General features: G+C 62.4%; 1 protein-coding gene. It reads left to right on the forward strand.

Features of this window, described 5'->3' with window-relative positions; translation table 11 throughout:
- The first annotated feature begins 147 nt into the window (after positions 1 to 147).
- A complete protein-coding gene (locus ACLJWH_RS41945) occupies positions 148 to 987 on the forward strand; it encodes an IS5 family transposase (RefSeq protein ID WP_411147070.1) in 840 nt (279 codons plus the stop codon).
- Positions 988 to 1024 lie beyond the last annotated feature (37 nt).

The following is a 1024-nucleotide window of genomic DNA, read 5'->3' on the forward strand; positions in this document are numbered from 1 at the left end:
TGCTCCTTCGCGTCTGTCAAGCTGCCGCCATGGTCGCCCGCTTGCTCCACTCCTCATGCACGAAGTCCGTCTGATTTGAGGATGTGACAGAAACGCCCAGTAGCAGCGGAACGGCACCGTCCGCAGCAGGCATGATCACGCTACGGCGTGAGCCAGCGGAAGCCGTACCCCAGCGACCTGTCCGACGCCCGATGGGCCCTGATCGAGCCGACGTTGACGGCCTGGAGAAAAGCCCGGCTCGACCGCAGACCCACCGGCCAGCCGGCCAAGGTCGACCTCCGCGACGTATTCAACGCACTCCTCTACGTCAACCGCACCGGAATCCCCTGGAAATACCTTCCGCACGACTTCCCGGGCCACGGCGCCGTCTACTTCTACTACGCCGCCTGGCGCGACGAGGGAATCCTCGCCCAACTCAACTACGACCTCACGGGACTGGCCCGCGTGAAAGAGGGCCGCAAGCCCGAACCCACCGCATCCGTGATCGACACCCAGAGCATCAAGACCTCCACCAACGTGCCTCTGACCAGCCAGGGAACGGACGCCGCCAAGAAGATCGTGGGCAGGAAACGAGGCATCCTCACCGACACGATCGGCCTGATCCTCGCCGTGACCGTCACCGCCGCGAGCCTCTCCGAAAACGCCGTGGGAATACGCCTCCTCGACCGAGCCAAGAAGACCTACCCCACCATCTCCAAAGCCTGGGTCGACACCGGCTTCAAGAACGCCGTCGTCGAGCACGGCGCCAGCCTCGGAATCGACGTCGAAGTCGTCAACAGAAACCCCGGAGTTCGAGGCTTTCACGTAGTCAAAAGGCGCTGGGTCGTGGAACGAAGTCTCGGTTGGCTTATGTTGCACCGTCGCTTATCCCGCGATTACGAAACCCTACCCGCCAGCTCCAAAGCCATGATCCACATCGCGTCGATCGACAACCTCGCCAAGCGCATAACGGACGAAGCCACCCCTACCTGGCGAGGGACCTACTAGGGCAGAAAGGGCAATCTGCCTAGATCAAATGCCCTCT

Source organism: Streptomyces sp. x-80 (assembly GCF_046549095.1).
In the GTDB taxonomy this organism is placed as follows: Bacteria; Actinomycetota; Actinomycetes; order Streptomycetales; family Streptomycetaceae; genus Streptomyces; species Streptomyces celluloflavus.